Below are 25,480 nucleotides of genomic sequence, written 5' to 3'. Positions count from 1 at the left end.
ATTAGTTTGAAGGTTCTCCAGTCTCGTCTGCTCCTTCACCCTTAATTCTTATTTTAGGATCCAATCTTATAACCGTCCCGCTATTTCCATTAAATTGATAGACAATATCATATTTAAGATATTCAGTTTTTTTGTCTATGTCCTGAGGAATCAGGATTGACCAAAGTCTATCCTGATAAATTTCATCTGCATCTTTCTCAAGATAATCTTCTGATATATCATCAAAATCAATTTCATCAAGATCTTCTAAGCCCATTCCTCCATACCAAAATACATACTCTCCAGGAGACGCTTCTGCTGTGACCGTTTCTTCAGTCACCTCTTTATATTTCATCTCACCATCTACATAAGTTTGATAGTACAACTTCTCACCTTCATATCGTAAGACTGTGATTGATACTCTATCACTATCTAACCGTCCTTTGGTTGTTGACAAATATTCATCAACTAAGGCAATTGCTGTATTTAAATCATCGTCCACTTCATGTGTACTCTGAGTCATTAAATCGTCCTTTTGACAGGCAAAAAGAATAAAGGAAAAAGCAATAAGGTAGATGGCTAGATTACGCAAAGTAATTCTCATATTTTGAAATGGGTTAATTTAAGTGGTGACAAAAATGAATTTGTAAATTAGAATAAAAATTATCAGATGATAATACATCTATTAGCTTTTCGGTGAATATGCTGTTTTTCCCTATGAGGTTATAAATCCATCAGATTATCAGCGGTTGATTAAAGTTTACACTTCACCGAATGAAGTCCTATTCCGCTCCCTTAATGCGAATTTTTGGATCTAACCTCACCGGCGCTCCGTCATTACCTGTATAATCATAAAGGATGTCGTATTTATACATGGAAAGATCTCCATCATCGGGAACTTGTATTTTCCACATTTTATCTTCATTAATCTCCTCGGGAAATTCGTCTAGATCGTTTTGAGAAGTGGGGTCAAATTCTATCCCATCTAGGTCACTAAGTCCTCCTCCAGAATACCAAAAAATAAATTCGCCTGGTTCAACAATTGCCGTGATTGACATCTCATTTAAAATCTGATATCCTCTAATAGTGTCGGTATTGGTATTGAAATACAATTCATCCTTATGGTACCTCAATACAGTAATGGATTTTTCTGTATCATCAGCCCTGCCATAAATGGAATTTAAATATTCATCTGCCAATTGAATTGCAATAATCATATCAGGATCTTTCTCTGTGATCCTTTCCTCGATTTTAAATTCGTCCTGGCACCCAGTAATACCCAACAATAAGCAAATGCTTAAAGCATGAGTTATTTTATAAAAATAGTTCATGAGGGGGGTGGTTATTGTTTACAAGATAAGCAAAAGGTATTTCAAATTATCAATTGATAATTGATTACGTGAATTAATTCGTTTAATCGCATGAAATCGACTATCAACCAATCATTTTCAAATTGTCGTGATTAGGTGTCATTATTAATACTTTAGTACAATGAATCGACTGGCCATATTCTGTGGATCTAAATTGGGAAACAACTCTGCTTACGAAAATGCAACAAAGCAACTGGTTCAAGAATTGGTGAAGCAAGGCATTGAAATTGTATATGGTGGAGGGGATGTCGGTCTCATGGGAGTAGTAGCTGAAACAGCCATAAAAAATGATGGTGTCATTACAGGGGTAATCCCAGACAAACTTTATGAAATGGAAGTAGCTCACACAGGAATAACAAAGCTGTATCGGGTTAAAGACATGCATGAAAGAAAAGCACTAATGGCAGATCTTTCAGATGGATTTATTGCTCTCCCTGGTGGTGTTGGCACTCTCGAAGAAATGACTGAAGTGATGACATGGGCACAAATAGGTTATCATTCAAAACCATGTGCATTTTTGAATACCAATGGATACTACAATCACTTCATCTCCTTTTTTGACCATATGGAAAAAGAGGGGTTTTTATACAAATCCATTCATGCTCAAGCGATCGTTGAAGAAAAAGTATCTGAATTATTGAAAAAGTTAATTCGGAACTAAGATTTACCCTTTATCTACCTTAACTTTTTTAAATCCAAGAAACGCAAGTATCAATGCGATTGCAACCAAAAGGAGTCGTGTGATCTTTTTCATAACAGTGGTGTTTTTAAATGATATGGTAAAGATCGTTAGTTATTTGGCTGATAATCAATCCCCTAAATGGGGTAATCTTTCAATTTTGGCTCGTGTTCACCGATGCAATGTGTCGATCCATCGAAACTAAAAATGATTCTTTAAGAATCGATTAGCATTTTCAAAGCAAATTCCTCTGGCAGCATCTTTCACTTTTTGGTCTGAGTGTAAAAAATAATCTGCTCCTTGTATTGATTTAAGCTTCTTAATTAAATCATTTTCAAAATCATCAAATAAGAGTGAATTACTATAATCCTGAGTTGGATCAATATACCCTTCAAAATCTGTTCCAAGTGAAAAATAGTCCCAGCAGTTAGATTTCTGATCATCAGATAATTCATTACTGTTTAAAATGGCATCTATCATAGCTATCAGGTTCCTCCAGATCAAATCAATGCTATTCACTTTGTCTTTCTTATCTCCAAGTATTCTCTGGTCAAAGCATACACCTATCAAACCGTCTGTCTTTACAGTCCACTCAATGTCCTCATTGCACACATTAATATTCCATGGATAAAACCCGTCTCTTAACTTATGATCACTTTCCTGATCGGCATACATGATGGTTTCTTCAAGAGTTTGCCATCCACTATAGGCAACATGACTTAAGATTACTGGTATTTTGTCTCCTTTCTGTAAACAAGGGTCAACAATATTTTCATAATACCAACGCCTTGATTTAGCAGATGTATGTTTTAAGTCAGGAAGAATCCTCCTTCCCATGGATGCATCAACTGATAGCGCATCATTCAACCCTAATAAGAGTTTTAGAACTTTCTCTCCTTTAGGATTTACAGACTCATTCATGCCATCTGTTTGATCTGACAAAATCCTCAATGAATTGGGGATACTGTGTGCATGACCGAACAAAAAGTTGTTGAAATGATGAGCTATTGTGATAAAAAATATGGCTTTTGGCCAGCTTTTTAAAGCCATCACACGTTCTTCCACAAGATCTAAATCCGTATCAGTTCCCAGAGCATGCATTCCCTCAATGGTTAAAACCATGGCAATCTTATTGGCTAAGAGCGTTTCCTCAACCTGTTGATAATTGTCACAGACAACATAAGTGCCGGTAGCATTAAGCGACTCAGGATATTTCTTTCTTAGTTTTTTTACACGTTTATAAAGCTTTCTGATTCCTGAAATATGAATTTTATTGGTTGTTTCCTGCTCACTTTTACTTAAAAGAAAATCTCTCTCCTTCTGCAATTCCTCATAATAATCGTAATCTTCAGAAATAAAATATTTAATTCTTCGAATAGGCATCCGCATCAAGAGTGACTGTAGAAATGCGCGTGCAATTTTTAAAATAGTAGGAGCTCCCGTAATCACTGCAAATAATCCCTGAATCCAGGTTAATGGATTCAAGAAACCTAAAGCACTGGTTGATAGAATATCTAAAATTCGAATGAGCTTATTTTGATCGATTTCGCCCCCTTGATAAAATCCTTTTTCGAAAGGGTATAGTGAAGCAAAAACTAGCTTTGTTTCTCCATTCCAAAGCTTTACAGGATCACATTGCGAATAGCTAAATGCACGTTTTCCTTTTTCTTGCTTTTTGAAATTACTCAGAATAATATTCCATGGATTATACTTGGCAGGTTTTTGCTCATTTTTCGTATGTCTCATCCAATGAAATGCCCGTGAATGTGGATGGCAATGCAGATCAGCGTACTTCTTCATCATACTTGAGAAAGGTGAACCATAAAGATCTTCATATTTATTAGTAATCTCAATACCGCAAAGCGGGTATGTTTTCTACCCAAAAATTTGCTTCGATTTCTTCTTTACAAGGTATCCGAAAGTGATCATGACAGGAGGGTATAGCATATAAATAAACCCTGCAATACCAAAGTTTAACGCTCCATACCCAAAAGGATGGAAAAAAGCGATGATTGTTGAGATAAATGGAATCGTGCTCATCAATAGATTTTGGTATAAGCTAACCTTGGTAGCAAAAAGCTCATACTCGTTAAGTTCTAACGCTTCTCTTTTTTTAAATGCTTCACGATAAAGCCATGTTAAGGCCATAAAAATCAATGTTGCTCCAGCACCATAGGCTGTCATTAATAGCGTCATATTTGAACTATTCATTTCTCCACCAAAATTGTCCATGAAATTATCCGGCATGCCAAAAATCAATCCTGAATAGAGTTCAACAAGAAAGCGCGCGAGGAATTTCAAAGGATATACGTAGATCAGAAGTAAGAATATTAATAGAGTATTTACACTGACTGTTTTTGTATTTTGAAGGCCATATCTGAGAAAAAAGACATAGTGCTGAAACCAGATCACAACTATCAGCACAATACAAATAAATGATGGTAAAATATCCTGAATTGATTTCCTAAGTCCATCAAATGTTTCCGGTACAGTAGAAGAAAGAACTACCAATGTGAATGCTACAGCAAACACCGCATCACTGAAGGTTTCTATTCTTGTCTGGTTTAAGCCTCGATATTTAAAGTTAGGATCCAGGCCTACAAGTTGATCTTTTAGGTTTCTCATCAAGCAATATTTAGGTACTCAATGATAACCATTCATATACAAAATAATCCCTTGATAGAAAATAAAAAGGCGATACAATACCCTAGCGTTTTGTATTAATTGAAAACCAACTCTCTACTACTTATGAAATACACAAAGAAATTCATTGGAATGATGGCCCTATCACTTATTAGTTTAGTGGGTCTAGCACAGCTTAGCACACCACCAGGAGGTGGCAGTCAACGATCTTTTGTAAAGCAACACATTGGTGGTGTCGGAAAGGTAGCTATTGAGTACAGTAGCCCTGGTGCCAGAGGACGAACCATCTATGGAGGAGTTGTTCCCTACGGATTTAACAACTTAGGTTTTGGGCTTAGCTCAGCTGATAATCCATCTCCATGGAGAGCTGGAGCAGATCAGAACACTACATTTTACTTCTCTCACGATGTATTGATAGAAGGAAAAGAACTAAAAGCAGGAAAATATGGATTCTTTGTGGCACCAGCTCAGGATGGTCCATGGACGGTTATTTTCTCAAAAGACAACAATCATTGGGGAAGCTTTTTCTATAAACCAGAAAATGATGCACTTCGTATGGAATTAGAAGCTGAGGATTCAGAGCCTCGAGAATGGTTGACTTATGACTTCATTGATCGACAAGCAACTTCTGCTACCGTTGCACTTATTTGGGGTGACAAGAAATTACCAATTAAAATAGAACTAAAAGATCCGGTTAAAGCACACTTGGAGGTGCTTGCCGCTGAGCTAAATAATCAGCCTGGATTTACGGCAGCAAACTTTAGTGCTGCGGCAAGATACGCCTCTGGGGCAGGAGAACATGAGCAGGCCATAGCATGGGCAGATCAAGCCATCAACGCACCATTTTTTGGTCAAAGGAACTGGGCAACTATGTCAGCTAAAGGTGCTGTATTAAATGCAGCTGGTAAAGCAGATGAAGCCTCTGAAGTAATGGATGAAGCAATCAAACTTCCGGGAGCCAATCCAGGGGCTATTCATCAATATGGAAGACAATTAATAGGAGCTGGCAAAAATGAGAAAGCGCTTGAAGTTTTTAAGTACAATCACAAATCAAATAACGGTGCTTGGCCAACAAATTATGGTCTTGCTCGGGGATATTCGGCAGTTGGTAACTATGAACAAGCCCTAAAATATTTAGAACTCGCAAAGGCTAATATCCCAGCTGGAGACACATTAAATGGTCCTATCATAGATCAAAATATTGAAAAACTTAAGAAGGGTGAGGATATCAATTAATCCATCACCAACATGACCGGAAAACCTATCTTCTGATAGGTTTTCTTTTTTACATCAAAAACAACATCCAAACTTCTTGCGTAGAAGATATTCTGACCAAAACATATTTCTCATGCGAAAACTAATGTTAACCTTTTCTTTAAGCTTTTTTGTCCTTGCACTCTCTGCTTCAGATCCGGGCATGAAAAAAGGCACTCCCGATATTGTATCGCTTTCAGTATTGGAGTTTAATGAAAATGGAATCCTATTTATTGGTGACTCTAAAGGGGCGGCCATTTATGCTGTTGATTTAAATGACAACAAAAAGAGTTCAAATCAAGAACAGCTCAACATCCTTGACCTAGAGGATAAGTTAGCCGGTATGCTTGGCACAACTGCAGGTAACATCATGATTCATGATCTCGCAGTTAATCCAATTTCCCAAAATGCTTACATAAGTGTTTCAAGAGGTCGAGCTAAGTGGACTTCCAGGTGGGAAAGTCCGAATGACTTAGAAGATGCCAGTATTCTGCTTAAAATTTCTCCTAAAGGTGATATTTCAGAAGTTAGCCTTGAAAACATTGAGTTTAGTAGTGTTTCTCTTCCTAATCCAGTAGACCCTAATGTCGAGCATCGTTGGAAAACGGGTGCGAAACTTCGATCAGATGCTATCACAGATATCGCCTTTGATGACAACAAGGTTTACATCACCGGACTTTCGAATGAAGAATTCAGATCAGCCATGTGGACCGCTCAATATCCATTTACAAGTGATTTGAATGCCAACACGTTAGAAATATTTCACGGAGCTCATGGTAAATGGGAGACGGCTTCTCCTGTCAGAGCGTTTTTACCCTATGAGATTAACAATCAAAAACAGCTGTTAGCTGCCTATCTATGTACTCCATTGGTGACAATAGATGCTTCCAACTTAACTGATGGCAAACATGTGAAAGGAAGAACTGTCGCAGAATTTGGATCAGGTAATTTCCCAATAGACATGGTTCTTTACCAGAACAATGGTAAAGACTACATTTTGATGTCGAATAGCGCCTTGCCGCTCTTATTGTTTGATCCTAAAGATGTAGCCGAATATAAAGGAGAAATCACCGAGGAAGTAAAAGGATACCTCGCTGGTGTAAAGTATACACCCAGGTCTGGTGGTGGCATCCAACAGATGGCTGACTTTAATGAAAAGTATATACTTGCTACTCAGCGTTTACCAAATGGTAAACTAGCATTAACTTCGTTAAGTAAAGATCGGCTGATACCTTGATGAGAAGAAATAACAAACTATTTAAAGGAGGCCTACTAGGTCTCTTTTGTTTTTTAACAACAACTGTAATTTTTAGTCAGAGTTTTTTCACTGCTAAGACACTTGCAGATTCTGATTCTTACGGAACCATTACTACTAGATTAGTGCCGGAAGATGTCGTTGATCTAATCAATCAACAAGATTTTAGCTTTAATGAATGGTCATCATTTTTTTATGTACAAACGAGTCCTGGAGGTCCCGCAGTTTTAGGCAACTATAGCATAGCGGATAACCATCTTTCATTTAAACCAAAGTTTCTTCCGGATCCAAAGATCAATTATCTGGTAACTTTCTCATATCCAAAACTTAGTCAATTACTTTCTGAAGAAATTGAGGAAGTGAGTGAATATACAGATGTGGCTTCTTTTGAGCCTCCCGAAACCTCACAACCAGAGGTCATTTCTTTTATTCCTGAACTAGATGAAGTGCCTGCCAATTTGTTGCGATTCTACGTCTATTTTTCAGCTCCTATGAGTCTCCTTCAGAATCCATATGATTTTATAACTATAGAGGATAGCAACGGAAAGACTCTTGTAGATCCTTTTGTAATCATTCCAGAAGGACTTTGGAATATCAACCATACACGACTCACATTATTACTTCACCCAGGTAGGGTTAAGCAGGGAGTAGGTCCTAATATGACATTGGGTGATGTATTAAGAGCTGGAAATAGCTATACGCTGAAAATTGATGATGAGTGGCTAGGAGCTAGTGGAGCAAAACTTAAATCAAGTTTTGCTCAAACCATAAATGCTTCCAATCCACTGCGAGGAGCAATGAATATAAATAGCTGGGCATTGCAGTCACAGAAAAGTAATATTGGAATCCTCACTATTGTCACTGATCATCCATTGGATCAACCTCTTGCAAAGCGAATGCTATTCATTAGAGGAGCCAGTGGCCAAATACTCCCATCAAGAGTCGAGTTTGACAATCCTGAAAAGCTCAAGATATATTGGAAACTTGATGATTCAGAAGAATTAGAGTTACTCATCGACCCCAGACTTGAGGATGTATGTGGAAATACACCACATTATGCATTCGATCTTGAAGGAACTGAGAGAACCATCTCTCAGGAAGAACTTAAAATCAAATTCAGAGTAGAATAGGCACAAAAAAAGGGAGCACCTTGGTACTCCCATAGCCGATCCCAATATGCTGGTTGGATCGAACTGCGATCCGGAATTAACCGAATCTAATCACCGCCTAATTTACTCGCCTGTAAATGTAGATAGTAAATATAATCAGATATTTCTTTTTTCAATCTTTTAATTCCGTTTTTTATCAGCCCACCAAAGCAAGATTTGCAAACATAGAGTCGAGGGGTTGCGTTAACTTGCTTTTTTAATATGCTAAAGAATATTGTTGGTTTTATAATGATGTCGCAATTAATCCTGTTTGGAACGGTAGACAGGATCCAAAAAGCCATAGAAAAAAAAGAGTACGATAAGGCTATAGACTTGATTATGAAAGGCTTGGAAAAAGAACCGTTAAATGCCGGCATAAGCTATTATCAATCAAAAATTCTCTTCGATCCCGCATTCAAATACTACAATATTGATTCTGCACGGATCATCATTAATGAGGCCAAAAAGAAATTTGAAGAATCAGATCAATCTCTTCAAGAAGAACTAGATGAGGACGGGATTACTAAAGAAAAAATCAACAAACTAGCAGATCAAATAAGAGATAAAATTTTTCAACAAACACTGGATAGTTTATCAATTACATCTGCCCGCCGATTCCGATCAATTTATCCAAAATCTATCTATGATGAAATCTTATCCTTCAAGGTTGATAGCATACAGTATCAAAAGACAAAGTCCATCGGATCTAAGGAATCCTTCATTGCTTTCATTGAAAATAATCCAGCTTCTGTTTTCAAACCTGAGGCTGATTCCATATTGGATCATCTTCGTTTCAATGATCTCATAAAAAGTAAAAGCCTTTCAGATTATATCACTTTTCTAGAAAGTTTTCCTCTGACTAGATATCGAGGCAAAGTAGAAGAGTACATATTAAAAGTTACAACTGCATCAGGAAGAGAATCAGATTTAAAAAGTTTTCTGCTTTTTTCGAAAGTAAGTTCATTAAAGAAAAAAGTCGCCGACGTACTCTACTATAAAACTTCTTCGAAAGATTATTCTTTTCATCCTAACACTGATTCGATCAATCAAATTTCAGAAAATGCCGATATAAAACTCTTCCCAGTAGTAGAAAACAACCTCATTGGTTTTTATGACTCTAATGGCAAATCAAGGGTACTCCCTAATTTCATTAATATCCCATATGATTATAAATGTGAACTCATCAAAGACGATTGGATATTTGTCACCGACAGTGAGGATGGAAAAATTATCACTAAGAATGGCAGAGAATTAATCCCGAATGTAATTGGATATGAATCCATAAGGAATGACATAGCACTTGTTCAAATTGATGATGAAAAATGGCTCTATCATAAAAGTGGTTTTAAGATTCTCAACAGTCCTGTTCAAGAAGCTGAAACACTGAGTAATGATTGGATTAGAATTCGCCAAAATAACAAATGGGGATTGGCTACTCTATTGGGGTTGGAAATAACGGAAAGTAGGTATGATGACATCTATACGCTAGGTAACTTTTACGTGTTTGAAAGAGGTCGAAAATTTGCGGTCTATACTGAAAAGAAAATTTTAAAGGAAATTGAAAACAAAGGACTTTCATTAGAATTCAAGTTTGATGACATAGAGCTTGTCAATAACTATTCTCTTATTGGTTTTAGAGGTAAAAGAGAATGCATGTTGGATTCCACCTTGAACTTTTTGATTCCATGGGGTACATATGAGATATATCCAGATGAGTCAGGTTGGTATTTGAGATCTGATAAAGGCTATCGACTTTATAACCCATCGGAAGCTGATATCATGGATCAACACCATCCTTATCTAGAATCGAACGATGGCTGGCTGGCACTCAAAACCACAGAGGATTGGATGCTTCTCCCACGAATAAAAGGAATCTTACCTTCGAGAGGTTACGACTCTATCAAGTTAGTGAATGAGAATGCTGCCGTACTTATCAAAGATGATAAAAGAGAGATGTTGTTCGCATCAGGCAAGAAAATAAGCCTGACTAATGAAAGGGTTTTGACCTTTCCAAGAAGGAATGATTTCATAAAGCTTCAAGATGAAACCCTTATGAAACTTTTTTCTAAAAATGGTGAAGAAATAATCACCAAAAATTATGAAGAGATTTCGTTTCTGACTGATACCTTAATCAAAGTGCAAATTCGTGGTAAAGAGGGACTCATTAACACAAAAGGGGATTGGATTCTAAATCCAGTCTTCGATAATCTGGACGAAAAAGATGGACTGGTTCTGACACTCATTGATGGAAAAATTGGATGCTATGATCCAAAAATCAATGAACTAATTGAAGCTGAATATGAAGCAAGACTAACAAGAATAAAAGATTATTATTTGGCAAAAAAAGCTGATAAATATGGGATTATTGATATCACTGAAAGTGAGGTTCTTTCTTTCAATTATGATGAAGTTACTCTTTGGAATGATAGCACTTACCTTGTTAATAAGGATCAAAAGTATTGGATAGTAAATGAAGTAGAAGAATCTCTTTCCGATTATATTGAAAATGTAAAATTGATGGTTCAAAACAATGACCACAAGATGTTTAAGTACATCCAAAACGGAAAATACGGATTAATAAGTAATAAGAGTGGTATCCTATTAGATCCTGAATTCACAGATATTTTCAATATTGGAACGCCTGAACATCCGCTTTTCTTCGCAGACCAACATTTAGATAAAGCTGGTTTTCATGTAGTGAGCTATGTGGATCAATTTGGCGAATTGGTGATCTCTAAGGCTTACACGAAAGATGAATTTGAAAAAATCTTATGCGATGATTGATTGATGGACTTTCATTACCTGCTTGATTAACGATGAATCCTCGCCATTATCAATAACAAAATCCGCCAGGGGAATTTTATCATCATCACTCATTTGCTTTTGAATAATAGCCTTAATGTCACTTTCTGTTCGATGTGAGTCTCTTTTAATTACTCTTTTAATTCTGAGATCTTCAGGGGCTGTTATCAAAATATTCTTATCGAGTAATTTGTAAGAACCCGTTTCAAATAATAATGCAGCTTCTTTTAATAAAAATGGTGAATCTGACTGTTGCTTTTTCCAGACGCTTACATCTCTGCCCACTGCAGGGTGCACCAGATTATTAAGTCTTTCTAGTAATGATTGATCATTAAAGGCTCTTTTGGCAATATACTTTCTGTCCAATTTTCCATCACTATATGCCTCATCTCCAAACATGGATTTAATTTCGGAAATCAACTCCTGATCAGATTCCATCAGCGCTTTGGCTCTCTCATCCGCGTAATACGTTTTAGCACCAAGTACCTCAAATATTTTACATACGGTAGTTTTTCCTGAACCAATTCCACCTGTAATCCCTATGAATAACTGCTTACCTGGCATAAGTAATTGCTAGTGAGTCGGGTACGGCTTCCACCTCAATGACATGTTCGGGATGGAAGACCACAATTGCTGGTGCTGTGGAATCAGCTCTGTCGATCAAATTGTAATCAACGACGACCTTAAAATCATCTGTAAAGTAGTCTTCCCTGAGCTCTTGCTGCACAATAAACCGAACAGTAACATTAGGGTCTGTTACATAGACAGAAGAATCTGTAGGAAAGTTCTGAAGTTCCACACTGGTTATTATCTCAAGCAAGTCAAATCGATCAACCTCAAATTTGACGTTTACTGTAGGTGGGGCAGACTTAATATCAAATGTCTCAGGCAAACCAAGTTTAACGAATCTATCAAAATTCTTGTCGATACTCTCTGCTTCAAGCTTAATCGTAAAAACCTGGTCAATTGTATCAATAAAACTGGATGGACCATGAATGGTCGCCGTATCTGGAGTTAAAACTATTGGTGTGATGATCCGATAATCTTCATCCATGCTTATCCCCACAGAGTCAATCTTTAAGTCTACTCTTTTAGAAATCTTACGATCAATGTTAACAAAAAGCGTATCTGTAAATAGAAAGTTGACTCGATACTCATTTAACTGTTCAGAAATTATTGGCAAAATTGTCGGTCGGGTAAGATACCTGATGGCTGCAGGGTTATCTAACTCAAACACTACCGGATCTGTAAACCAAAATGTCTCTCGAAATAAATCCCAGCCTCCACCGGAAACATCTATATCGATAAACTCTGGAAGAGGTTCAACCGCAATCAGACTATCTGCATTATACACAAACTTAATTGGGTGGTTGATTCTGTAATTGTAATCTTTCCCTAAGGCACTAAAAAACCAAAAGGTAGTGGCTCCCAAAAATGAGAGCAACACTACCTTCCAGTTACTTAATATTTTAGGGATCATAACCTAAATCACTTTTTATCTTTTTTCTCAGGCTTATCGTTCAAGCGCTTGCTAGCCTCAAGTGAAATAGAAGCTTTTTCAACTAGCAATTTTGTTCCTCTGTCTACATCGACTAAAACTGTAGTATCCGATACTTCCATTATTTTTCCATGGATGCCACCAACTGTAACTACCATGTCTCCTTTTTTGACCTCCTGAAGATACCGTTTAGTTTCTTTTTGCTTGCGCTGTTGTGGGCGAATAAAAAAGAAATAAAAAATCGCAATCATACCAATGATTGGTAAAAAAGAGGTGAAGTCACTGCCTCCTGCCTGTAGTAATACTGTATGCATTTTGTTGTTTATTAAATAAAAAACCCCTGACTGTAAACGTCAGGGGGCAATGTTAATAAAATTTGATGTGGTAATCAGCGACTTACTCGCCTTCCTTCACAACATTCGCTTTGATTTGAACTCTTTGAGTAGCAGGCCATGTGTTAGCTGTTAAAGTAACAGTTTTGTTCTGAACGCCAGGCTTATTCTTGCTATTAAATCTTACTTTGATTTCGCCAGTCTCTCCCACAGCAATAGGCTGTCTCGGCCACTCAGGAACTGTACAACCACAGGTTGCTTTTGCATCTGAAATAATCAAAGGAGCCTCACCATCATTCACAAAGGTGAATATATGCTCAACAACATCACCATCTTTGATGGTACCAAAATCATGAAGTTTTTCTTCAAACGCGATTATAGGAAGTGGTCCTTCTGGCTTTTCAGTCGGAGCTGCTGCTGCCGGAGTATTGTTATTCACCGCTATAGGCTGAGCTGTTGGATTTGCTCTTGCAACACCACCTTTACCTTCCAAAGCCGCTACTTTACCTTCCAGCTTTGTAATTCTTGATTCAAGTTCACTGTTTCCGCAGCTTGCTAAACTTGCAGCTACGATCACTCCTAATAAGATTTTTGTTATTTTCATTTTTCTAATTGTTTAAAATCACATACCTGATTGAATCTCAGAAAATATATGATCCCACATGGGAAACTTTACTGATCAAATACAAATCTACGAAAGATATGGTTTCAAAATTCTTAATGAAATGTTAAAGGACCTGTTAATCCTTCTTCATTTGGCTAATTAAGCCATTAACATCGTCTAGTAATCTTTCGGCTTTGTCTTTTGCATCCTTTACAATCTTCTCACCTTGATTTTTGGCATCATTACCAAAAACTTCTTTGCCCTCCGCTACTTCATTGACAAAACCTTCCAGCTGCTTCTTCAGCTTGTCGAGTTGGAAAGTGAGCTTATCTCGCGTGTTAGTGCCTTTGTCTGGTGCATAAAGAATGCCCAGAACACCTCCTGTAATCACCCCTAGAAGAAATGCAAAAAAAGAACCACCTGATCTGCTCATTATTATAGAATTTATTTGTTATCGATAAGGCCTCTACCGCTCTTACGAATTTTACCACTCGAAGTTAGCTCGTTTGATAGTACATCCAAAACACCGTTTACAAATTGTTTACTTTTTGGGGTGCTATACATCTTCGAAATCTCTATCGCCTCATTAATTGTTACTTTAATTGGTATACTTGGAGAATTCATCATTTCAACCAACGCCAGTTTCAGAATCACTCGATCCGTCAATGCAATCCTATCCACATCCCAATTCATTGTTTTACTTTGAATGACTTCTTCAAGAAACTCATTCTGATTGATGACATCCATGAATAGACGCTCAAGAAATTTGAAATCCTCCTCACCATTTTTAGTTAACTCGGCAAGTTGCAAATCTTCACCATCCTGAATTGACTTGATAGTCTTTACAACCATACTTTTAATTATTGGCTGATTTTCAGCCCAGTGCAGATGATTGCTTTCTAAATACGATGAAATGGCTTCATTCTTAAATACAACTCGCTTAAACAGTTCCAAAACAATATCATTGTCTGGTAAATCTTCTTGCTTTTCTCCTCCAAAAAAATGAGCCAAGGCTTCAGAAGTCCTGATTTGATCGCGATACCATGATTTTAAGTCTTGCTGTTCTGTGTCCCAGCTTATACTAGATCGAGCTGCTTCTTTCTGTAAGGATTCAGATTCCTTAAGAAGCTGGACGATTGCATTGCCAATGAATGGGTATTGCTTTTTTTCTTTCGCAATAAATGCCTTGTCTTCTTTCTCGCTATCGAGCTTTTCTCTTTGCTCAATTTCAATAGGGAGAAGTAGAAGCTTAATATATGTATCCTGAAGCCTTTCAGCTTCTTTCATCATATCGTTTTTACGAACTCTGGCCTCTTTATGTATTTGATTTTCAAAATCAGAAAGAGCATTGTTGACATTAGCAACAACCTCTGCCTCAGCATCCTCCGGTTTTTCTACCCTGCCGGCAAGGAGGTTTTGATTAAACAGTTTAACAGCTTGTTTTTTTCTTGCTTCAAAAAGAGCTTTATCAGCAAAATCATGCTTTGCAGGATCCAATGCATGCATTTCTTCCAGTTCATTTCTCTTTACCTCTTTCAAGGATTCCACTGCGGTGAAATATCCATATAACGCCTGCATGGCTTTTACTCTAAGTATTCGTCTATTTAGCATGTTAAATGGCCTATGAGCCTAAAATCTCCTTATTTCAAATGTTACCAGTCGTCCGCTTTCGGATACTGAAGATGTGGGATTATTCCTTATTCTCCAAGTTTCACTTTTCCCACTGTCTCAATTCGCTCTAAAGCGAGTTCCAATGCAGCTTCGTGAGATCCGATTTTATTGTTTTCTGAGTGGTTTAATACTTCCAAACATACATTATAAATATGCTCAGTAGAGGCAATCACTCTGTCTTTATTGTAATTACCTAAATACTCGTGATAGACATTGGCAATTCCACCGGAGTTGATAAGAAAATCCGGACAGTAAATAATGCCATGATCATTAAGCATTGAGCTGTGTTTCTCTTCATTGGCCAACTGATTGTTAGCTGCTCCTGCTACCACCGCACATTTAAGATCTGCAATTGTTTCATCGTTCAATGTTGCTCCCATGGCACATGGTGCATAGATGTCCATCTCCATTTGGAAAACCTTTTTTGGATCCACAACAGAGACAGATGAATGCTTGTCAGTAATTGCCTTGATTTTATCTTCAAAAATATCTGCTATGAAAACATTGGCATTTTCTTTTATTAGGTGATCTACCAAGTATTTTCCAACTTGGCCTGCACCCTGTACTAAAATGTTCTTACCTCCAAGAGAATCTAAACCGTAAGCTTTCTTTGCTCCGGCTTTCATTCCCATATACACACCGTAGGCAGTCATAGGACTGGGATCACCAGATCCTCCCATATATTCAGGCTTGCCAACTACATACGGTGTTTCCATGCTCATATATTCAATGTCTCGCATGGTAATATTCATGTCTTCAGCAGTATAGTATTTACCATTCAGACTATTTATAAACTTCCCGAATCGTCTCATCAATGGCTCGTTCTTTATCTTGCGAGCATCACCAATAATTACCGCTTTTCCTCCGCCAATATTCAATCCAGCTAGTGCAGATTTAAATGTCATTCCACGAGAAAGTCTCAATACATCATTTAATGCTTCTTCATCAGTAGCATAATTCCACATACGGGTACCGCCCATAGAGGGGCCTAGAACGGTATTGTGAATTGCAATGATTGCTTTTAGTCCGGTTGCCTCGTCTCTGCAAAAAACCACTTGCTCATGATCCAGGCCAGCCATTTGATCAAACACGCTGTTCGATTTTACTTCGGGTTGTGTATCTATCATTGTAATGAACTTTAATCTAATTTTAAACCTTCTTTCTCGGGTGCTGTTGCACTTATTGGGAAAAAGGGGATGCAAAAATATCTATTTTAACTAAAACACGTTGGCTATCAGGCCTTTATAAAATTCTGTGAAAGACTTAGGATACCTAAATAAATACCTGCTTAAATACAAGTTTTACCTAATTTTCGGTGCTTTATTTATCATAATTGCAAATTTCTTTGCGATTGTACCTGCCGTTATAGTTAGGTATGCTTTCGATATTCTGGGTCGTAGCTACGGAATCTTCTCATCTTTTGAAGGATTTGAACTTCAGGACAATACAATTGGTATTATCGGTTCCAGCATCGTTATCCTTGCAATACTCATTCTTGCATCCGCCTTACTTAGAGGTATATTTTTATTCTTTATGCGGCAAACCATTATTGTGATGTCCAGGCATATTGAGTATGATTTGAAGAATGAAATCTTTGAACATTACCAAACGCTCCCTCTGAGTTTCTACAGAAGAAATAACACAGGGGATCTTATGGCTCGGATCTCTGAAGATGTCAGTAAGGTGAGGATGTATATAGGGCCAGCAATTATGTATGGGATTAATCTATTTACCCTTTTCGCCATGGTAATTCCTTACATGATTTCAATAAATCCTACGCTCACTCTATACTCATTATTACCTCTTCCTGTCCTTTCAATAAGTATCTATTTTGTGAGTAATATCATTAACAAGCGATCGACAGAAATACAAGAGAGCCTATCTGGTCTTTCAACTTATGTGCAGGAGGCCTTCTCAGGAATCAGAGTAATCAAAGCATTTGTCAGGGAAGAAGAGGTTGCCAAAAACTTTGAAACAGAAAGTATAGACTACCGAGACAAGTCTTTAAAATTATCATTCGTGCAGGCACTATTTATGCCATTGATCATGGCACTCATAGGTTTGAGTGTGATACTAACTGTGTGGGTAGGATCGATACAAGTATTTAACGGTGAAGTAAGTACAGGAAACATAGCTGAGTTTATCATCTATGTTAATATGTTAACCTGGCCAGTTACTGCTCTTGGTTGGATTACTTCCATTATTCAGCGTGCAGCAGCATCCCAGCGCAGAATCAATGAGTTTTTAAACACTAAAACCGACATTGTTTCTGAAAAAGACATTAACAGGGAAATTGATGGACACATTGTATTTGATGATGTGAGCTTTACTTATCCCGATTCCGGAATTCAGGCATTGAAAAATGTGTCATTTGAGGTCAAACCTGGTGAGTCAATAGCCATTGTAGGAACAACAGGATCTGGTAAGAGTACTATCGCTAATATGGTATGTAGACTTTATGATATTGATGGAGGCAAGATTGAAATAGACAACATTGGTGTAAAGGATTACAGCCTTTCTTCTCTTAGAAGTCAGATCGGATATGTACCACAAGATGTATTCTTATTTTCCGATACTATCGAGAATAATATCTCTTTTGGAAATCGGAAGATGAATAAAGCTGAGATAGAAAAAGCTGCTGAAGATGCCGACTTACTTAGCAACATTAAGGATTTTAAAAATGGCTTCCAGACAAAGCTTGGTGAACGTGGCATTACACTTTCAGGTGGTCAAAAACAACGTGTATCAATTGCAAGAGCCATTGCAAGAGAACCAAAAATTTTAATCCTTGATGATGCGTTATCAGCAGTAGATACTAAGACTGAAAATGCCATTTTAAATGCGATGCAACGCATTATGCAAGGGAGAACCTCAATCATAATCTCTCACAGAGTTTCGTCTGCCAAACTCGCTGACAAGGTAGTGATGCTGGATGATGGTACAGTGGTGGAACAAGGAACACACGATGAATTGCTATCAAAAGAGGGTGCGTACAAAGAACTTCACGATAAGCAACTCGCCGGTGAAGGGGAGCCCGCTAGTTAATAAAGGCTATCAGTAAACCCAATATCGAGATCATAGCACAAAGAGGAATAATCAATTGGGAATCTAGTTTACCAAATTGAGTGCTTTTGACTTTCTTGAAAACTCCAATGAATTTAGCGTCTCCGATGCATCGTAATAAAAAAAGGGATGGAATTATCCATGAAATAATTGTATCGATGGTGTCATTGGGAGTTAATTGTGAACCTTGAAATTTGGAAAAATAATAGATTGAGAACAGTATTAATCCCACACCAACAATCAAACTGTCTCGTCTTTTTGGATTTAGTACTTTTTCACCGTTTTCATTGGTAGGAAGAGATGCATCAAAACCCCACTTCATTCCTAAAGCCCAGGCAAAATGTAAGGTCGCCAACAAGGAAAAAATGATAGTGAGCACAAGGGATGATATAGTTATTACCTCGCCCAATATTCTACACTTAAGCTTTGATCCTGAAAGTACAATTGAAACCAAAACGGCAGAAGCACTTCTCCTTCCTCTATGGCCTTTATTTCCATTAGTTCATCCATCTCTTCAGGAGTAGGTTGAACCAACCAGTGTTGAGTCACGAATGTCTTGAATATCTTATCCGTTTTAAACTCTTTATACGTATATCCAGCCGGCAACTTTAACATATCGTTGATTTCGTCAGTTGAGGCTCCTATGAAATAATGCAGTGAGTCGCTACCTATTCTATCGTTCTTGAAAAAGACGACCGTCAGCATTCCTTTTAAAATTCCTGAATCAATAGCTGTGCGTGTCTCTTTTATTCGAGCATCAAAATCGTTGAAGCTATACTTCTCAAAGTACTCTTTGCCAATGACCGTACGCTCTTTGCCCTCCATGACAAAAATCTCCACCGGATCAAAACCACCCAATGTATAGTAGGTGCTCCATGCAATGATCACAATACAAATGACAATGATCGCTAGATAAAATTGCTTGGCGTACTTCATGGCTTCAAAGATAGACGTGATTCAGACAGCTTTGGCAACTTCTTTATACTGCATCTGGTGAAGGTTAGCATAATACCCTTCTTTCATCATTAGTTTCTCATGATCTCCTCGCTCCACAATTTTTCCTTTATCCAAAACCAAAATTTGATTCGCGTTTTGAATGGTAGATAATCTATGTGCAATTACAATAGATGTTCTTCCATGCATCATCTTCTGAATGGCTGATTGAATCAGCTCTTCTGTTTCGGTATCAACAGATGATGTTGCTTCATCTAAAACAATAATCTTAGGATCATAAACCATGGCTCTCACAAAAGAGATCAACTGTCGCTGACCTACCGATAATGTAGCTCCTCGTTCCTGAACATTGTAATCTAGTCCTCCGGTAAGTTTTTCAATGAATGGTAGTGCGCCCACCATCTCTGCCGCTTTAAGTACTTTCTCTCTGGAAATTTCCGGGTTACGAAGCGTGATGTTATTGTAAATTGAATCGGAGAATAGGAACACGTCTTGCAAAACGACGGCAATGTGATTCCTGAGATTTTTAAGGTCATACTGTCTAACATCTGTTCCGTCTACCAGAATATTGCCTTTGCTTATTTCATAAAACCTACTCAGTAGATTAATTACAGAGGATTTTCCAGCACCTGTAGCTCCTACGAGAGCTATGGTTTCTCCGGATTTTACTTCAAACGATATGTCCTTCAAAACATAATCTTCCTCAACATATGCAAACCAAACTTCATCAAAGGTTACATCCCCTTTTACATGCTCTGGGTCAAACGTTCCATTGTCCTGAATGTGATCATGGTTGTCCAGTAAGTCTAGAATTCGATTGGACGAAACAATACCCATTTGTAGTGTGTTGAAGCGATCCGCGATCATTCGTATCGGTCGGAAGAACATTTGCAGATACAGAATAAATGCAATGAGCATCCCAAACTCCATATTGCCCTGTATCATCTGACCTCCACCATACCACACGATTAAACCTATGCCGGCAGCCTGAATTACTTCAGCCACAGGAAAATATGTAGCATAATAAAGAACAGATCGAATGTTGGCTTTTCGGTGTTCTTTGTTGATTTCTTTGAATTTCTCAAACTCCCTTTTTTCACTGTTGAATATCTGCACAATATTCATCCCGGTAATATGCTCTTGCACAAAAGAATTAAGATTGGATACTGCTGCCCGCACTTCGTTGAATGCCACTTTGACTTTTTCCTTAAAGACGTAGGTAGCAAATAGAAGTATGGGTAGAAGAGATAAACTCACAAGTGTCAATGACCAATCCATCCAGAACATGAATCCTAGAATCACTAGTAATTGCATCACATCGGCAATGATCCCAGCTATTCCAGTGCTGAAGACTTCCGCCAACGTTTCTATATCAGAAATATTTCTTGTCACTAATCTCCCAATTGGAGTCTTATCAAAGAATGTCAGCTTTAGGCTTTGAATGTGTCGGTAGAGCTTGATCCGTATGTCCTTGATAATATTTTGCCCCAACCATCCGGAATAATAGGTGTGTAAGTATTGTACTATAGCCTGGAATATCAACAATCCAATTAACAGCATGATCATGTTGACTAGCCCCGGATAATCCCCATTTGCAACATTATTATCAATGGCCATTTGGATGAGCATTGGGCGAAGAGGGCCTGCTACGCTTAAGGCAATTGTTAAGAAAACCAGGAAGTAAAAAACCCCGATGTAGGGTTTAGCAAAGGCGAATAGCCTTTTCAGAACCGTCAGGTCAACAATATTTCCGCTTGCTTTTTCTTTTTCCAATCGTTTCTAATCTAAATAAATATCTGATGGGTAAATCACCTCCTGCAAGTACAAACCCTCCGGTGGCACTGCTCTACCTGCCTTTCCTCTATCATTACTCTCAAGTATCAACTGCAAATCATCAATCGAAGTTTTACCTAGCCCCACATTTAGTAAGGTTCCTACCATCGCTCGAACCATACCTCGTAAAAATCGATTAGCTGAAACTTCAAACAAGTGATTAGTCTCTGTCTGCATCCATTTTGCCTGAAAGATGTCACATTTAAAGTGATTCACCTCGGTATGAACCTTACTAAAGCACTCAAAGTTCTTCCACGCCTTAATTATATCACATGCTTCATTGATCAACGTGGTATCCAATTCAGGTTTGAAGTAATAGGATAACCCAAGTTTGAATGGATCTTTTGCTTGATGAATGTGATAGTGATATTTTCTGGATGTTGCCTCAAAACGGGCATTGACGTCATCTTTAACTTTTCTAATGCCCTTGACAGCTATGCCTTCACCTAAGAAAGAATTGAGTTTGTAGGTCAGTTGGTTTGTATCAATTGAATTCTCTGTATCAAAGTGAGCGATTTGTTGTGAGGCATGAACTCCTGTATCGGTGCGTCCACTTCCCAAAACATATGTCTCATTTTTTAAAATGGTGGACAAAGCCTTCTCTATTTCCTCCTGCACAGTCACACCATTGGGCTGTATTTGCCAGCCATTGTAGTTAGTGCCCTTGTAGCTTATGTCCATGAAATATCTCACGCGACAAAATTGGGGGATTCCTTCCATTTAGATACCAAAAGACCTCATATTTGCACTCCGTTCTGAAAAAAACAACTGTTATGCTTCAACGAGTACAGACCATATTCATGACAATCGCTGCTATTGCAATGATTCTGATGTTATTTTTCCCTATCTGGGAAAAATCTGACAGCAATTTCGAAGCAGAGAAACGAGAATATGCAATTATGGATGCATTTAAACTTCGTTACGAGCAGCATATTGCAGAATCTGGAGAAGTGCAATTACTTGGAACTCAAGATACTTTTTGGATTTCAGCGGGAGCCCTGCTGGCAGCTCTAGTGATGCTTTTCTCAATCACTCGGTATAAAAATCGCATGACTCAGGTTAAGCTCAATGCTCTTTTCTCTTTGATCACTGCAGGCGTTTTGGTTGGTACCTACGTATATATCAATAAAGCGAACCAATTATTTGATCCTCAAGTTCAGGGAACGTTTTTAATTGGATTCTATCTTCCAATTGTAGGAATGCTTAATAATTTCCTTGCTAATCGCTTTATCCGGAAGGATGAAGCGTTGGTAAGAAGCGCAGATCGAATCAGATAAGCTTAAGCTGTTTCCGGCTGGTAAAGTTGTGCAAGCTTATCTACTGCATAATCTACCTCCTCGATCGTATTGTATTTGCTAAAGGAGAATCGAATGGCTCCTCTGTTTTGATCTCTATCTAACTCAGCCAATACATGGGATCCAATGCTTGAACCACTGCTACATGCACTTCCTCCTGATGCAGAAATGCCTTCAATATCCAAATTGAATAGCAGCATGTCGTTATCATCATTTGGAGGTAAACACACATTCAGAACGGTGTAAAGACTTTTATCAAGCTCATCAGACACTCCATTAAAAGCAATACCATCAATGGTCGCTTTTAATTTTTCTATCATGTGGGTTTTTAGCCCTTCAATGTGCTTGCGGTGACCATCCATGTCAGCATATGCGATTTCCATTGCTTTTGCCAGACCTACAATTCCATATACATTCTCAGTTCCCCCTCGCATGTTACGTTCCTGAGCACCCCCATGAATGAATGGGTGGATTTTGTTTTCGTGATTGATATACAAAAAACCCACACCTTTTGGTCCGTGAAATTTATGCGCCGACCCAACTGCAAAGTCTAATTTGAGCTTAGACATGTCATGTGCGTAATGCGCCATGCTCTGTACAGTATCAGAATGGAAGCATGCTTGATATTCTTCACACAAGTCTCCTACTCTTTCCAGGTCCAGCAGGTTTCCAATTTCATTATTCGCATGCATTAAGGTTACCAATGTGTTTGGATTGCTTTTAAGCAAACTTTCCAGGTGATCATAGTTGACCTGTCCTTTTTCATCTAAATCCACATAGCTGACTTTCAGACCTCTCTTCTCCAAAGACTCTACTGTGTGAAGAACTGCATGGTGTTCGATCTTACTTGTGACAATGTGTTTTATGCCTTTCTCACTTACCGTACACCTGATAGCAGTATTGTCTGCTTCTGTTCCGCCGGAAGTAAAGAAAATTTCTGCAGGAGCAGCATTTAGCAGGTCAGCGACTTTTTTTCTGGAGCGTTCGATACCTGTTCGTACCTGTCTTCCATGCGAGTGGATAGAAGAAGGATTACCAAAATGTTCAAGCATGTAAGGCTTCATTGCCTCAAATACATCCAGATCAATTGCTGTAGTAGCAGCATTATCAAAATATACTTTCATATCACGTAGGTTTTATGCGGAAATGACTTCCTTAATGTCCATCATCAGTTTTTTCGCCAAATGCTCAGCGGTATTCTGACTTTCGGACTCTGCAAAAATACGAATAATCGGCTCAGTATTCGACTTTCGTAGTTGCACCCACTCTTTGTCAAACTCAATTTTTACACCGTCTATTGTGTTGATTGGTTGACCTTTATATCGCTCTTTGATTGATTCAAGAACACCATCCACATTAATTTCTGGTGTGAGCTCAATTTTATTTTTAGATATATAATAGTTTGGATACTTAGCTCTAAGCATTGAACAGCTTTTTCCAAAATTCGCAAGGTGAGTCAGGAACAATGCGATTCCCGCCAGAGCATCTCTTCCATAATGCAGATCAGGAACGATCACGCCCCCATTTCCTTCTCCACCAATCACTGCATTGGTTTCTTTCATTTTAGCCACGACATGTACTTCACCGACTGCAGAAGCATTGTATTCACATCCATGTTTCTCAGTAACATCTTTTAATGCCCTTGTTGACGAAAGGTTACTAACTGTATTCCCTTTCTTCTTTGATAGTACATAATCAGCAACAGCAACCAATGTATACTCCTCACCAAATGGCTCACCATTCTCACACATCAATGCCAATCGGTCTACATCCGGATCAACAACAACACCTAAATCGTAATTGCCTTTTTCCAACTCATTACTTATCTGCTGAAGGTTTTCAGGGAGTGGCTCAGGATTGTGAGGGAAATTTCCTGTTGGATCACAGAAAAGCTCCTTCACCTCAACGCCCATTTGCCTTAATAATGGCACTATAGAAACACCACCAGTACTGTTAACTGCATCTACTACCACCTTGAAGCCTGCCTTTTTGATTGCTTCTACATCCACTAAAGGATGCTTCAATACCTGCTCAATGTGATAATCAATGTAAAAATCATTAGTTGTCAGTTTGCCAAACTTTCCTGACTGAGCAAACTCAATATCGGGCGATTCAGAATAGTCTAGAACCTTTTTTCCTTCCTCAGCGGAAATGAATTCACCTCTGTCATTAAGCAGTTTCAAAGCATTCCATCCTGCCGGGTTGTGACTTGCAGTGAGAATGATTCCTCCTTGAGCTTTTTCGGCCATTACCGCCATTTCGACAGTGGGTGTAGTACTTAAACCAAGATCCACAACATTTATTCCTTGATTGATCAGCGTATTAGCAACCAATTGAGTAAATGATGCTCCGGAAGGACGAGCGTCTCTCCCAATAACCACTTTCGGCGATTTATGAGTCTCTTTGAGCCAGGCGCCATAGCCGGCTGCAAATTTGACAACATCTAAGGGTGATAAATTGTCTCCGGCTTTTCCTCCTATCGTTCCTCGCAGGCCGGATATTGATTTAATTAATGTCAAAGCGTTCTAATTTTTAAGCGGTGCGCAAAGATAGAAATGTAGATAGAAGTAAAAAGAGATTATTATGATTGATCTATTATAAAGATTTTTTAAATCGATGGTAAAGTCTAGAATCACCCTCTCAATTCCCTAAAAGGACGATTTTAACAGTTCCATTCAGGGATGGGGTAGCTTTGAGTTTCAAAAGAAAAATCTTTTCATGCTTAATCATTTCAGAATTTGGCCAGTACCTTGTCCACTTCTGAATCCGGGGTTCCACAATCCTCTCCCGGTTTTACAGTTTTCCCACAAAATCCGCATGAAGCTCCTTCTTTGTTAAGATAAGGGTTTTGAGAAGCACATGTGCCTTTAAATTCTCCGTCTTTTTTTAGCAAAATGCGGATGGACAACCCTACAAAAAACAATGCGAAAATCCCGATTCCTAATAATACTACCTGCATTCGTTCCGATTTTGATACAAAATTAGCCAATTTGCAGCTGTAGAAATAACACCCTAATAGAAGCGATGATTCATATTTTCTTCGAATTAATTCATTTCGAAGGAAATCCCCCTTCGAAGGGGGTTAGGGGGATGTCTTAAT

At 38.1% G+C, this 25,480-nt stretch carries 25 protein-coding genes; 7 read left to right on the top strand and 18 right to left on the bottom strand.

The features are described from left to right. Position 1: 1 nt before the first annotated feature. Both ACOMC3_RS00165 and ACOMC3_RS00160 read right to left on the bottom strand, forming a co-directional pair. The gene (locus ACOMC3_RS00165; RefSeq protein WP_420317493.1) at positions 2 to 583 is read right to left on the bottom strand and encodes a hypothetical protein; all 582 of its coding nucleotides are present in this window, start codon (positions 581 to 583) and stop codon (positions 2 to 4) included. A 178-nt stretch (positions 584 to 761) separates the two neighbouring features. Continuing rightward, positions 762 to 1,310: a hypothetical protein gene (locus tag ACOMC3_RS00160; RefSeq protein ID WP_420317492.1), complete on the bottom strand. Its 549-nt coding sequence runs from the start codon at positions 1,308 to 1,310 to the stop codon at positions 762 to 764. Between the two features lie 160 nt (positions 1,311 to 1,470). Between ACOMC3_RS00160 and ACOMC3_RS00155 the strand changes: the two genes are divergently transcribed. After that, on the top strand, positions 1,471 to 2,010 hold the full coding sequence (locus tag ACOMC3_RS00155) for a TIGR00730 family Rossman fold protein (protein ID WP_420317491.1): 540 nt from the start codon (positions 1,471 to 1,473) through the stop codon (positions 2,008 to 2,010). A gap of 219 nt (positions 2,011 to 2,229) precedes the next feature. Here ACOMC3_RS00155 and ACOMC3_RS00150 read toward each other — a convergent pair whose 3' ends face one another. Continuing rightward, a complete protein-coding gene (locus tag ACOMC3_RS00150; RefSeq protein WP_420317490.1) occupies positions 2,230 to 3,831 on the bottom strand; it encodes a hypothetical protein in 1,602 nt (533 codons plus the stop codon). Positions 3,832 to 3,903: 72 nt separating this feature from the next. Further along, positions 3,904 to 4,653, bottom strand: a complete 750-nt coding sequence (locus ACOMC3_RS00145) for a TMEM175 family protein (protein ID WP_420317489.1) — start codon at positions 4,651 to 4,653, stop codon at positions 3,904 to 3,906. A 123-nt stretch (positions 4,654 to 4,776) separates the two neighbouring features. Between ACOMC3_RS00145 and ACOMC3_RS00140 the strand changes: the two genes are divergently transcribed. The 4 genes from ACOMC3_RS00140 (at position 4,777) to ACOMC3_RS00125 (ending at position 11,112) form a co-directional block, all read left to right on the top strand. Then, positions 4,777 to 5,907 carry a DUF2911 domain-containing protein gene (locus ACOMC3_RS00140; RefSeq protein ID WP_420317488.1) on the top strand — a complete coding sequence of 377 codons (1,131 nt, stop codon included), beginning with the start codon at positions 4,777 to 4,779 and terminating at the stop codon, positions 5,905 to 5,907. A 112-nt stretch (positions 5,908 to 6,019) separates the two neighbouring features. Continuing rightward, positions 6,020 to 7,162 carry a hypothetical protein gene (locus tag ACOMC3_RS00135; protein WP_420317487.1) on the top strand — a complete coding sequence of 381 codons (1,143 nt, stop codon included), beginning with the start codon at positions 6,020 to 6,022 and terminating at the stop codon, positions 7,160 to 7,162. Next, on the top strand, positions 7,162 to 8,310 hold the full coding sequence (locus ACOMC3_RS00130; protein ID WP_420317486.1) for a hypothetical protein: 1,149 nt from the start codon (positions 7,162 to 7,164) through the stop codon (positions 8,308 to 8,310). Before ACOMC3_RS00135 ends, ACOMC3_RS00130 begins: the two co-directional genes overlap by 1 nt. A gap of 240 nt (positions 8,311 to 8,550) precedes the next feature. After that, positions 8,551 to 11,112: a WG repeat-containing protein gene (locus tag ACOMC3_RS00125; protein WP_420317485.1), complete on the top strand. Its 2,562-nt coding sequence runs from the start codon at positions 8,551 to 8,553 to the stop codon at positions 11,110 to 11,112. Here ACOMC3_RS00125 and coaE read toward each other — a convergent pair. From coaE to ACOMC3_RS00090, 7 genes are all read right to left on the bottom strand, one after another. Next, a complete protein-coding gene (gene coaE, locus ACOMC3_RS00120; RefSeq protein WP_420317484.1) occupies positions 11,098 to 11,694 on the bottom strand; it encodes a dephospho-CoA kinase in 597 nt (198 codons plus the stop codon). The two genes, ACOMC3_RS00125 and coaE, sit on opposite strands and share 15 nt — an antisense overlap. Then, on the bottom strand, positions 11,684 to 12,610 hold the full coding sequence (locus tag ACOMC3_RS00115; RefSeq protein WP_420317483.1) for a hypothetical protein: 927 nt from the start codon (positions 12,608 to 12,610) through the stop codon (positions 11,684 to 11,686). Before ACOMC3_RS00115 ends, coaE begins: the two co-directional genes overlap by 11 nt. Before the next feature lie 8 nt (positions 12,611 to 12,618). Next, positions 12,619 to 12,942, bottom strand: coding sequence for a preprotein translocase subunit YajC (yajC, locus tag ACOMC3_RS00110; protein ID WP_420317482.1), 324 nt, complete (start codon positions 12,940 to 12,942; stop codon positions 12,619 to 12,621). A gap of 82 nt (positions 12,943 to 13,024) precedes the next feature. Further along, the gene (locus ACOMC3_RS00105; RefSeq protein ID WP_420317481.1) at positions 13,025 to 13,564 is read right to left on the bottom strand and encodes a DUF1573 domain-containing protein; all 540 of its coding nucleotides are present in this window, start codon (positions 13,562 to 13,564) and stop codon (positions 13,025 to 13,027) included. A 136-nt stretch (positions 13,565 to 13,700) separates the two neighbouring features. Beyond that, on the bottom strand, positions 13,701 to 13,997 hold the full coding sequence (locus ACOMC3_RS00100) for a YtxH domain-containing protein (RefSeq protein ID WP_420317480.1): 297 nt from the start codon (positions 13,995 to 13,997) through the stop codon (positions 13,701 to 13,703). An 11-nt stretch (positions 13,998 to 14,008) separates the two neighbouring features. Beyond that, positions 14,009 to 15,175, bottom strand: a complete 1,167-nt coding sequence (gene nusB, locus ACOMC3_RS00095) for a transcription antitermination factor NusB (protein WP_420317479.1) — start codon at positions 15,173 to 15,175, stop codon at positions 14,009 to 14,011. 86 nt (positions 15,176 to 15,261) lie between these two features. Continuing rightward, positions 15,262 to 16,362: a Glu/Leu/Phe/Val family dehydrogenase gene (locus ACOMC3_RS00090; protein WP_420317478.1), complete on the bottom strand. Its 1,101-nt coding sequence runs from the start codon at positions 16,360 to 16,362 to the stop codon at positions 15,262 to 15,264. A gap of 127 nt (positions 16,363 to 16,489) precedes the next feature. Between ACOMC3_RS00090 and ACOMC3_RS00085 the strand changes: the two genes are divergently transcribed. After that, positions 16,490 to 18,280, top strand: a complete 1,791-nt coding sequence (locus tag ACOMC3_RS00085; protein WP_420317477.1) for an ABC transporter ATP-binding protein — start codon at positions 16,490 to 16,492, stop codon at positions 18,278 to 18,280. On the opposite strand, the gene ACOMC3_RS00080 is transcribed toward ACOMC3_RS00085, so the two are convergent. From ACOMC3_RS00080 to truA, 4 genes are read right to left on the bottom strand one after another with little or no spacing between them, the layout of a single operon-like run. Continuing rightward, positions 18,273 to 18,677, bottom strand: a complete 405-nt coding sequence (locus ACOMC3_RS00080) for a DUF3995 domain-containing protein (RefSeq protein ID WP_420317476.1) — start codon at positions 18,675 to 18,677, stop codon at positions 18,273 to 18,275. The genes ACOMC3_RS00085 and ACOMC3_RS00080 overlap by 8 nt on opposite strands. 17 nt (positions 18,678 to 18,694) lie before the next feature. Further along, positions 18,695 to 19,234 carry a hypothetical protein gene (locus ACOMC3_RS00075; RefSeq protein WP_420317475.1) on the bottom strand — a complete coding sequence of 180 codons (540 nt, stop codon included), beginning with the start codon at positions 19,232 to 19,234 and terminating at the stop codon, positions 18,695 to 18,697. Positions 19,235 to 19,255: 21 nt separating this feature from the next. Next, positions 19,256 to 21,025, bottom strand: coding sequence for an ABC transporter ATP-binding protein (locus ACOMC3_RS00070; RefSeq protein WP_420317474.1), 1,770 nt, complete (start codon positions 21,023 to 21,025; stop codon positions 19,256 to 19,258). 6 nt (positions 21,026 to 21,031) lie between these two features. After that, positions 21,032 to 21,778, bottom strand: a complete 747-nt coding sequence (gene truA / locus ACOMC3_RS00065; RefSeq protein ID WP_420317473.1) for a tRNA pseudouridine(38-40) synthase TruA — start codon at positions 21,776 to 21,778, stop codon at positions 21,032 to 21,034. An 80-nt stretch (positions 21,779 to 21,858) separates the two neighbouring features. On the opposite strand from truA, the gene ACOMC3_RS00060 reads away from it, so the two are divergent. Then, a complete protein-coding gene (locus ACOMC3_RS00060; RefSeq protein ID WP_420317472.1) occupies positions 21,859 to 22,362 on the top strand; it encodes a DUF4293 domain-containing protein in 504 nt (167 codons plus the stop codon). 2 nt (positions 22,363 to 22,364) lie between these two features. Here the strand turns inward: ACOMC3_RS00060 and ACOMC3_RS00055 are convergent, their stop codons facing one another. From ACOMC3_RS00055 to ACOMC3_RS00045, 3 genes are all read right to left on the bottom strand, one after another. Beyond that, positions 22,365 to 23,504 carry a cysteine desulfurase family protein gene (locus ACOMC3_RS00055; protein WP_420317471.1) on the bottom strand — a complete coding sequence of 380 codons (1,140 nt, stop codon included), beginning with the start codon at positions 23,502 to 23,504 and terminating at the stop codon, positions 22,365 to 22,367. A gap of 12 nt (positions 23,505 to 23,516) precedes the next feature. Beyond that, complete coding sequence (gene glmM, locus ACOMC3_RS00050; RefSeq protein WP_420317470.1) at positions 23,517 to 24,899, bottom strand: phosphoglucosamine mutase; 1,383 nt, start codon at positions 24,897 to 24,899, stop codon at positions 23,517 to 23,519. A gap of 212 nt (positions 24,900 to 25,111) precedes the next feature. Then, the gene (locus ACOMC3_RS00045) at positions 25,112 to 25,339 is read right to left on the bottom strand and encodes a hypothetical protein (protein WP_420317469.1); all 228 of its coding nucleotides are present in this window, start codon (positions 25,337 to 25,339) and stop codon (positions 25,112 to 25,114) included. Positions 25,340 to 25,480 lie beyond the last annotated feature (141 nt).

The organism is Ekhidna sp., from assembly GCF_965212185.1.
Taxonomy (GTDB): domain Bacteria; phylum Bacteroidota; class Bacteroidia; order Cytophagales; family Cyclobacteriaceae; genus Ekhidna.
This window is presented reverse-complemented; position numbering and strand designations above follow the sequence as displayed.